Annotated in this window: 10 protein-coding genes and 1 pseudogene; 2 read left to right on the forward strand and 9 right to left on the reverse strand. The window is 69.9% G+C overall.

Features of this window, described 5'->3' with window-relative positions; genetic code table 11:
* The 9 genes from ACVMLK_RS17585 to ACVMLK_RS17625 all read right to left on the reverse strand — a co-directional run.
* Positions 1–244, reverse strand: a 244-nt coding sequence (locus ACVMLK_RS17585) for a signal peptidase II (protein WP_457487140.1), incomplete at its 3' end; no start/stop codon positions are given.
* Positions 237–2,426 carry a heavy metal translocating P-type ATPase gene (locus ACVMLK_RS17590; protein ID WP_457487141.1) on the reverse strand — a complete coding sequence of 730 codons (2,190 nt, stop codon included), beginning with the start codon at positions 2,424–2,426 and terminating at the stop codon, positions 237–239. The genes ACVMLK_RS17590 and ACVMLK_RS17585, both read right to left, overlap by 8 nt.
* A 22-nt stretch (positions 2,427–2,448) precedes the next feature.
* Complete coding sequence (locus ACVMLK_RS17595; protein ID WP_232477491.1) at positions 2,449–2,691, reverse strand: heavy-metal-associated domain-containing protein; 243 nt, start codon at positions 2,689–2,691, stop codon at positions 2,449–2,451.
* A 75-nt stretch (positions 2,692–2,766) separates the two neighbouring features.
* Complete coding sequence (locus ACVMLK_RS17600; RefSeq protein WP_232477492.1) at positions 2,767–3,108, reverse strand: GNAT family N-acetyltransferase; 342 nt, start codon at positions 3,106–3,108, stop codon at positions 2,767–2,769.
* A 50-nt stretch (positions 3,109–3,158) separates the two neighbouring features.
* A complete protein-coding gene (locus ACVMLK_RS17605; protein ID WP_198368345.1) occupies positions 3,159–4,133 on the reverse strand; it encodes an ABC transporter ATP-binding protein in 975 nt (324 codons plus the stop codon).
* A 29-nt stretch (positions 4,134–4,162) separates the two neighbouring features.
* Positions 4,163–4,909, reverse strand: coding sequence for an ABC transporter permease (locus ACVMLK_RS17610; protein WP_370592102.1), 747 nt, complete (start codon positions 4,907–4,909; stop codon positions 4,163–4,165).
* Positions 4,910–5,008: 99 nt separating this feature from the next.
* Positions 5,009–6,259, reverse strand: coding sequence for an MFS transporter (locus ACVMLK_RS17615; protein WP_198368346.1), 1,251 nt, complete (start codon positions 6,257–6,259; stop codon positions 5,009–5,011).
* Entirely contained in the window at positions 6,256–7,710 is a 1,455-nt protein-coding gene (locus tag ACVMLK_RS17620; RefSeq protein ID WP_198368347.1) for an FAD-dependent oxidoreductase, read from the reverse strand. The genes ACVMLK_RS17615 and ACVMLK_RS17620 overlap by 4 nt, the downstream gene beginning before the upstream one ends.
* A gap of 54 nt (positions 7,711–7,764) precedes the next feature.
* Positions 7,765–8,187, reverse strand: a complete 423-nt coding sequence (locus ACVMLK_RS17625; protein WP_198368348.1) for a PadR family transcriptional regulator — start codon at positions 8,185–8,187, stop codon at positions 7,765–7,767.
* A 238-nt stretch (positions 8,188–8,425) separates the two neighbouring features.
* Here ACVMLK_RS17625 and ACVMLK_RS17630 point away from each other — a divergent pair.
* Positions 8,426–9,070: pseudogene (locus ACVMLK_RS17630) on the forward strand (SOS response-associated peptidase).
* Positions 9,071–9,170: 100 nt separating this feature from the next.
* Complete coding sequence (locus ACVMLK_RS17635; RefSeq protein WP_198368349.1) at positions 9,171–9,575, forward strand: AAA family ATPase; 405 nt, start codon at positions 9,171–9,173, stop codon at positions 9,573–9,575.
* Positions 9,576–9,600 lie beyond the last annotated feature (25 nt).

Genomic DNA, 9,600 nt, shown 5'->3' on the forward strand with positions numbered 1-9,600 from the left:
CGAGCGCGAGGGAGGACAGGAGCCAGGGCGTCGCGGGGTGGTCCGCCGACAGCAGACCGAAGCTGACGCCCCGGTTCCATCCCAGCACCAGGTTGAAGAACGGGGTGATGGGGATGACGCGGGGCGGATCCATGAGATGGGCCAGCACCCACCACTTCGTCGCTTGGTCCAGCGCGAAGGCCAGCGCGGCCGTCGCCGCGCTCCAGGTCCAGGCGAGGCGCGCCCTAGGCAGGACCTCAGTCATGCGCCACGCCCTTGAAGCGGTATCCGAGCAGGCGCAGGGCGTTGAGGGTCACCAGCACCGTCGCGCCGGTGTCGGCCAGCACGGCGGGCCAGAGGCCGGTGACGCCGACCACCGTCGTCACCAGGAAGACCGCCTTCAGACCGAGGGCGATGGCCACGTTCTGGTGGATATTGGAGAGCGTCGCGCGCGACAGCCCGACCAGGGCGGCCACATCCACGACGCGGCTGTTCAGCAGCGCCGCGTCGGCCGTCTCCAGGGCCACGTCGGTCCCGCCGCCCATGGCGATGCCGACTGAAGCGGCCGCGAGCGCGGGCGCGTCGTTGATGCCGTCGCCGACCATGGCCACGGGCGCCTTTTCCTTGAGGGCGCCGATCTCGCGCAGCTTGTCCTCGGGCAGCAGGCCCGCCTTCACCTTCAGGCCGAGCGCCCCGGCGATGGCCTGCCCGGTGCGGACGTTGTCGCCGGTGAGCATGACGGCCTCGACGCCCAGGGCGTCGAGCGCCCGGATGCCCGCGGCTGCGTCCGGCCGGGGCTCGTCGCGCACCGCGATCAGGCCGGTGTGGGCACCGTCCACGGAGACGACGACCACCGTCTTTCCTTGGTTCTCCCACTCGGCGACCGTCCGCGCCGCGTCGGCCGGAAGCGGTGCCCGTCCGGCGGCATGGGAGGGCGAGCCGACGGCCACCCGCTTGCCGGTGACAACCGCCTCGACGGCCTTGCCCGGGATGGCCCGCGAGTCCTTGGCGGGGCGGAGCGGGATGCCATCGGCGTCCGCCCGCTCCAGGATGGCGCGGCCGAGCGGGTGGCTGGAGCCGTTCTCCACCGCGGCGGCGAGGCCGAGCATGATGCGCTCCGGGCCGGACAAGGCGAGGACGTCCGTCACGCGGGGCCGCCCCTCGGTCAGGGTGCCGGTCTTGTCGAAGGCGACGGTGCGGATCCGGCCGATGGCCTCCAGGGCGCCGCCGCCTTTCACCAGCAGGCCGCGTCGGGTGCCGACGGCGAGGCCGGAGGCGATGGCCGCGGGCGTCGAGAGGACGAGGGCGCAGGGGCAGGCGACCAGCAGCAGCGCCAGGCCTCGATAGATCCAGGTGTCCCAGTCGGCACCGAGGAAAAGCGGCGGCACCACAGCCACCAGAGCCGCGACGGCGACCGCGATAGGTGTGTAGACGGCCGAGAACCGCTCGATGAAGCGGGCGGTGGGCGCCTTGGCGTCCTGCGCCTCCTCCACCAGGCGGATGATGCGGGCGATGGTGTTGTCGGAGGCGGGCTTCGTCACCCGGACCTGCAGCGCGCCAGAGGCGTTGATGCTGCCCGCGAAGACGGAGGCGCCCTCGGCTTTGGGGACGGGGACGGACTCGCCGGTCACCGGGCTCTCGTCCACCTCGGACTCGCCCTCGGTCACCTCGCCGTCGGCCGAGACGCGATCGCCCGGGCGGACCAGGACGAGGTCGCCGACCTTCAGGCTGGCGGCGGGCACCTCCCGCGCCGTGCCATCCTCGATGCGCAGCGCAGTCCTCGGCACCAGGGCGCCGAGCGCCTCGATGCCAGCGCGCGCCCGTCCGGCCGCCATGCCCTCGAGCAGCTCGCCGACGGTGAACAGGAACACCACCACGGCCGCCTCGGAGGTCGCTCCGATGGCGATGGCGCCGACCGTCGCGATCGACATCAGCATCTCGATGCTGAAGGGCGACCCGGCGCGTGCCGCGGCGATGGCCTTGCGGCCGAAGTAGACAAGGCCGAGCAGGGCGGCGGGCAGGTAAACCCAGTGGTCCAGGGCCGGGACAGCGAGCGAGACGGCAAACCCGGCCACCATGAGGACGCCGATTACCGCGGCGAGCCGCGCCTTTTTCCCCTTCCACCATGGCTGGCGCGGACGAACGAGCGCCACGTCGGCGGCGGCGCCAAGCTCGCCCGCGACCACCCGCGGCGCCTCGACGGGGGCGACGCCGTAGCCGAGCTTGCGGATCTGCTCCTCCACGGCCGAGCGCGGCGTGGCTGCCTCGTCCAGCCGGAAGGCCAGCACCTGGCGGTGGTAGTTGATCCGGATGTCCCCGGCGCCTTCGAAACGGCCGACAGCCGTCTCGATCTTGGAGGCGCAGGAGGGACAATCCATGCCCTCCACGTGGTACCGCAGGGCCGCCCTGGATCCAGGATCGCGTGTAGCCGTTCCGCCGTCAGCCATGGCTGTTGTCCTGCTCCCTAGGTCACGCCAGAGGCGCCACACCGTAACCGAGACCGCGGATCTTCTCTTCGAGCGCCGTGCGGGGCGTGGTGGCCTCATCAAGCCGCAGCTCAAGGACCTGCGTCTTGTAATTGGCCTGGATGTCCTGGGCGCCGCCGAGCTGCTCGACGGCGTCCTCGATCTTCAGGGCGCAGCCAGAGCAATCCATGCCCTCGACCAGGTAACGCAGCTCCACCGGGGCCGCCGTGCCTTCGTGCATCGTCATCGATCGCCTTCCCCTTTCAAGCATCCACGCGGGTCGCAGCGGGATGGAAGGCCGCCGATATGGACCCTGTAGCCACTACAGGGTCAATACCGTGGTTGCCTGGAAGACGTTCAAGGTCGACGAGCTTGGCCGGGCAGCGACATGGAGGTCGAGACCAGCAGGCGCTCGCGTGGGCGTAACGAGCACACGGCCATCGCTGCCTTCGGCCAACAGGTAGGGCAGCCCGCGCTCGGTTGTGGCGGCCCGGCGCTGCCGCATCTCCTCAGTAGTCGGCGGCTCCGTCTCGAAGGTGGCGGTGCCGTGCAGGACGGGGTGCCGGTAAATGGCGGCAACGGCGTCCATGTCGGCATCCATGGCAGGCCGAACGGTGACTTCGGGACGCTGCTTGGCGAGAGCGGCTGTGTTCGGCTCAGGCATGGGTGAAAGGTTCCTGTGGCTGGTCGAGAGCACCTGGTCTGCGAAGCGCTTCAGTTGGTTGCCCCTTCACGGTCGCTCGCTGAGCCTTGCACGAGCTGGAGGAAAACGTTCTCCAGGTCCGGCTGCTTCGTGGTCACGCCCGTGATACGCAGCCCTGCGGCACGGATGGCGGCGAGCATTCCATCGACATTGCCGCTCGCCTGCCCGTAGCGGAACACCAGCCTTGTTGGGCTGGCCAGCACAGGACTGAAGGCACCGAGCGCATCGGGGAGAGCGCTGACCGGCGGCGAGACGTCGACGACGAGTTCCTGGTCCTCCACGCGCCGGAACAGGGCGTCTGTGGTGTCATGGGCAACGACCTGTCCGTCGGCCAGAACGGCGATCTGATCGCACAGCGCCTCCGCCTCCTGGAGGTAATGGGTCGTGAGCAGGACGGTGGTGCCCTGGCGATTGAGCAGCCGGACGTAATCCCAAAGCTGCTGGCGCAGAGCCACGTCCACGCCCGCCGTGGGTTCGTCGAGCACGAGGACGGGCGGACTGTGGACCAGCGCCTTGCCCACCATGAGCCGCCGTCGCATGCCGCCGGAAAGGCTGCGCGCGGGAGCCGTGGCCTTGTCCGCCAGTCCCAGAACCTCGAGGAGCTCGTCGGTGCGTCGGGCCGCCTTTGGGATACCGAACAACCCGGCCTGGAGTTCGAGCGCGGCCTGGGCGGGGAAGTAGGGGTCCAGGGTGAGTTCCTGCGGCACGACGCCGATCGCGGCCCGTGCCGCCCGTGGCGCCTCGTCGATGTCGATGTCCCAGACCCGTGCCGTCCCGGCCGATTTCGTCACCAGCCCGGCCAGGATGTTGATGAGGGTCGACTTCCCGGCGCCGTTCGGGCCGAGCAGGCCGAAGATGCTACCTCGGGGGATGGTCAGGTTCACCCCCTTGAGGGCGTGCTTGGCGGCCCGGCCGCCTGTACCTGGATAGACCTTCTGGAGGCCCTCCACCACGATGGCCGCCGCAGGTTGGCCGTGCTCAGTCATCGCGGGCCTCGTCCTCGACGTCGGCTGGGTCACTGGCGCAGCCGCCAGCCCGACGCGAGTAGCCGATGGCACAGGACGCCGAGCAGGCCATTGGAGACCAGTACCACGAGAATTCCAACGAGCGGTGATGCTTCCGAATGGCCCGTGACGCCGTGCCGGAAGCCGTCCACGATGTAGAAGACGGGATCGGCATAGGCGATCGAGCGGAATGGCTCGGACAGACTGCTGACGGCATAGAAGGTGCCGGACAGCAGCGTCAGCGGCGCGATGACGAAGTTCGTCACGGCGGCCTGGTGGTCCATCTTCTGGGCCCACAACCCGCCCAGAACGCCCAGCAGTGCGAACAGCAGGGAGCCGCCGACGGCGTAGAACAGGCAGAGGGCGAGGTTCGCGAGCGGCAGGGGCACGAAGAGCGCGGCGGCCAGGGCGGTCAGCGCGCCTACCAGGACGCCTCGTGTGACACCCCCAAGCGCCATGCCGGTCAGGAACTCCCCGGGCCCGAGCGGCGCCAGCAGGAGGTCGACGATGTTGCCTTGGACTTTCGCGACAAGGAGAGACGACGAGGTGTTGGCGAAGGCGTTCTGCAAGACCGCCATCATGATGAGGCCCGGGGTGACGAAGACCAGGTAAGGAACGCCACCCGGCTCCGGTGCATGGCGGCCAAGCGCCACACCGAAGACGGCCAGGAAGAGCAGCGTGCTGACCACGGGGCCGCCGACCGTCTGAGCTGCGACCGCGAGGAATCTCTGGACCTCGCGCCGATAGAGAGTGGCCACCCCTATCCAGTTCACTCCACAGCCAAGCCGCGTAGCCGACAAACCACTCTCCATCACCGCGTGTGACCTGGCAGCCTGCATCTTACTTCCGTGGGAAGGTCAAGGCGCCTGCCGGGCGTCGCGGCGCTGCCGCCGGAGCGCATACGGCACGAGCGCCAGCACCATCAGGATGTTCAGGACGGCGGTAGCGCACAGCACGGCCAGCGTGGTGGAGGCGCCAAAGCTGTCCAGCAGCCAGGCGCCCAGGAAGGGTGAGGCGGCCTGCGCGATGAGGGTCGGCATCGCGATCTTCCCCATCAGCACCGCGTAGCCCTCCTTGCCGAACAGGGCCAAGGGCACCGTGCCGCGGGCAATGGAGCGGATGCCGCTGCCCATGCCGTACATGACGATGCCCGCCGCCGCGACGCCCGGCGCGCCCACCAGCATGCCCAGGCCGACCGCAACCAGCACCGCCGAGGCGACCAGACTCCAGATGGGATGAGCCTTCCTGCCGAAGAGCATCTCCAGCACGCGGGCACCGACCTGGGCCGGGCCGATCAGCGTGCCCAGGGCGACGGCGGCGGCCAGGGCCAGCCCTTGCGACTGCAGCAGCGTCAGCAGGTGGACGGAGACCACGGTCATGATGACCGCCGCCAGTTTGAACCCCGCTGCCAGGATGACGAAGGCGTGGCGCTGGCTGGCCTGCACGTGGCCCGGCGCTCCGGCCGCCTTGGCCACGGATGCCGGAGCGGGCTTGGCCGCCTCGCGTGGGACGCCGAACAGGTAGAGCGGCAGCACGATGGCCAGGTGGATGGCAGCGTAGGTCAGGCAGGCGCCGCGCCAGCCCAGGTGGTCAACCAGGAAGGCGCTGAGCGGCCAGCAGACGGTGCTGGCGAAGCCGCCGAACAGGGCCACGTGGGTGATGGCCGGGCGCGCGTGCTCGCCGTAGAGCCGACCCAGCGTCGAGAAGGCCGGGTCGTAGAGACCGGCGCCCATGGCCAGCCCGAGGACGATCCAGGCCAGCACGAAGACCGGCAGGCTCGGCGCCAGCCCGAGCAGCAGCAGGCCCGCGGAGAGCAGGACGGCGCTCGCCGCCAGCACGGGGCGGCCGCCGCGCCGGTCGATGAGGTGGCCGATGCGCGGGGACACCAGGCCGGAGACCAGCATGCCGATGGACAGGGCGCCCATGATCCAGGTCAGCGGCCAGCCCGTGTCCGCGGCGATCGGCCCGGCGAGGACGGCCAGCAGGTAGTAGGAGGAACCCCAGGCGAGGATCTGGGCGACGCCGATGGCGGACACGACCGTCAGCCGGTTCCGGCGCGTCGCGGCGTCGGCGGGGACGGCGTGCCCCGGCAGCGCGGCCTGGCTCATTCGGCTGGCTCGGCCGGAGTGGCCACCTTCTGGGTCGCGGTGCCGCAGCACGGCGTCGCCGCGTCCAGCTCAGGCTTGGGAGCGCAGCAGGCGCCCTGGGGCGTCGTGGGCGTGCAGCAGGACGCCGCCTCGGCGTCGGTGGGCAGCACGCGACTGCTGCTGCAGACACCCGTCTGCGGCAGGTCGAGTTCCACCCGGCGCGCCGCCTCCAGGTCGCCCGCCAGGAAGGCGGCGATGGAGCGCACCTGCTCATAGCCGGTCGCCAGCAGGAAGGTGGGCGCCCGGCCGTAGCTGGCCATCCCGGCAAGGAAAAGCCCGCTGTCCGGCTGCTGGAGTTCAAAGGCGCCGTGCGGGCGCACGGTGCCGCAGGAGTGCAGGTTGGGGTCGATCAGCGGCGCCAGCACGCGCGGGCATTCCAGCGCCGGGTCCAGGTCGAGGCGCACCTCGCCGAGGATGCCGAGGTCGGGGCGCAGGCCGGTGGCCACCACCATCTCGTCGGCGTCCACCATCCTGCCCTCGAGGCTCATGACCTGCAGGGAACCGTCGGCGCCACGGCGGACCTCGTCCACGGAGAAGGGCGCGAGGAGCTTCACGGCTCCGGTCTTCACCAGGTGACGCAGCCGCTGGCCCAGGGCGCCGCGCTCCGGCAACTGGTCGGCCGCGCCGCCGCCGTAGACCCGCGTCAGGTCGGCGCTGCGGGCCGCCCACAGGATGGTCGTGCCCGGCGCCTGCCCGGCCAGGATGGCGAGGTCGATCAGGGTGCCGACGGCCGAATGGCCGGAGCCGACGACGAGGACGCGCTGGCCCGCGTAGCGGCCGCGCTCGGCGCCCAGCGCGTCCGGCATGCCGTAGCGGATGCGGTCGGCCGCCTGGCGCTCGCCGATGGCGGGGAGGCCGGAGGCGCCTGCCGGGTTCGGATGCCCCCAGGTGCCGGTGGCGACGATGACCGCCCGCGCCAGCATCCGGCTCTCCCGGCCATCGGCCTGGAACCGGACCTCGAAGGGCTGCCGCTCGCGACCGGCGTCACGCACCTTGCCTGCCCGCGACCGCGCCACGCCGATGACCCGCGTGTCCAGGCGCAGGGTGGCGGCGATCTCCGACAGGGCGGCCAGAGGCGCCAGGTAGTCCCCCACCAAATCGCGGCCGGTCGGGAAGGCTTCGGCATCCGGAGCCCTCCACCAGTGCCGCTCCAGGAGCGCGCGGCAGGCGCGGTCCACGTTGTACCGGCAGGGGGAGAAGGCGTGGACGTGGCCCCAGCCGAGTGGCGCCGTGCCGACCGAGGGCCCGGCCTCGAACACCACCGGCTCGAGGCCGCGCGCGAGCAGGTGCGCCGCGGCGGCCAGGCCCACCGGGCCGCCGCCGATGACGGCGACGGGCAGCGGGTCAGGGTTCGTGAAGCCCTCAGCGGCCCTGTTCTGAGGGCCCGGCTTGCCGGAGCAGCAGGAGCTCATCTGACGTTTCCTTCGGTATGCCTCGGTGGGCGATGTATCCGGTCAAGCCAAAGGTCAGCATTGGCAGGCGCCCTTGGCCTTGCTGCGGGCCGATGCGGCGCGGTCGGTCTCGGTCAGGGTGGCCGTAGCGTCCATCCAGGCTTCCAGGCCGACCTTGAAGGCCTTTCGGCCCTTGTCAGTCAGGGTGTAGACCTTGCGCTCGCGGCCGGAGACCACCTCGGCCTCGGAGGTGACGTAGCCGCCCTGCTCGAACTCGCGCAGTGTCGGGTAGAGGGCGCCCTCGGACGGTGAGCAGCAGCCGTTGGTGGTCCGTTCCACGGCGCGCGCGATGTCGTAGCCGTGCGCCGGGCCATCGTGCAGCACCTGGAGGACGAAGAAACGGCTGAGCGCCATCTTGATGGTCCCAGCCCAGTAGGCCCGGTCCGTGAAGTCCGGGGCGGGACGGGCGACGGCGCGGAGGGCAGGTTCCTTCGACATGGCGAAACGCTATACCTTGGAGGGCGAGGTATCAAGGTGGCTCATTGGCCCCCGTCGAGCCTGGCTCCGCCATTGGCTGGCCTGTTGAGCTATGTCCGGTCGTGGGAAGCTGCTCGCGTTGGGCAATCGGCTGCTTTGGGCTGAGCTGACACCTCGCTGACCGGCTTCTGGACAGCGGCGACGACAGGTAGGGTGCCTAGGGCGCGGGGCAGGAATCCACGCCTGCGGGAGACAGGCGATGTGCGATCTCTACTCCATGATCAGCAACCAGCGGGCCATCCTGAAGCTGACCAGCGCCACGCGGGATCGCACCGGAAACCTCCCTCCCCTGCCCGCCATCTACCCCGACAGCATGGCGCCCGTCGTGCGGCAGGCGGAGGACGGCGAGCGGGAGCTGACCATGATGCGCTGGGGCATGCCGGGCCCGGAGCAGTACGGCGGCCATCCCGTGACCAACATCCGCAACACCCGTAGCCCGCACTGGCGCCGCTGGCTCGGCCCGGCGCACCGTTGCCTGGTGCCGGTGACATCCTTCTCCGAGTGGGAGGACACCAAGCCCAGGAAGACGCCGGTGTGGTTCGCGCTGTCCGAGGAGCGGCCGCCGTTCGCCTTCGCAGGCATCTGGACCACCTGGACCGGCACCCGCGGCCCCAAGTCGAACCCGGTCGAGGGCGAGCACGAGCTCTAAGGCTTCCTGACCTGCGACCCCAACGAGACGGTGGGCGCCATCCACCCCAAGGCGATGCCGGTGCTGCTGACGACCCCGGACGAGATGGACACCTGGCTAGAGGCGCCGTGGGAGGTCGCCCGCGAGCTGCAGCGCCCGCTGCCGGACGAGGACATGCTCATCGTGTCGAAGGGCAACCGGAAGGACCCGAACTGAGGACTAAGCCAAATACCAGCGCCTTAGACATCAACCGAAAGTTGTAACGCAAGCGCAAGTAAGCAATTATGTCACCCATTAGGCCAGCTCGGGGGACGGCGTGCAGATCCAGAGAGTTTGCATTAGGAACTACCGTTCCATCCGGGAATTGGATTTCTACCCCGGAAAACTCACCGCCCTGATAGGCCCGAACAACTCCGGCAAGACCAACATCCTGTCGGCTCTGGACTTCCTTTTGGGCGGCAAATGGCCGTCTGCTAACGGTCTGATGGATTCTGACTTCTTCGGAAAATCACGGCGCGGCGGCATGCAAGTTGGGGTTCAGTTCCGGCCCAATCCAAAGAATGTTGACTGGTTGTTTTACGAGTACGTCCACGGGGAACCCCGTGCCACTGGCGCCAGGTACACCACCACTTCCAACTCGACGCCTACCTTCCTGAGTAATGAGGTTAGAGCAGCCTTTCCGCTGGTCTACCTAGGCCGCGTGGACGAACCTGATCCATAAGCGGATGCAGCCGAGCAGGGCGAAG

The organism is Teichococcus aerofrigidensis, assembly GCF_054073225.1.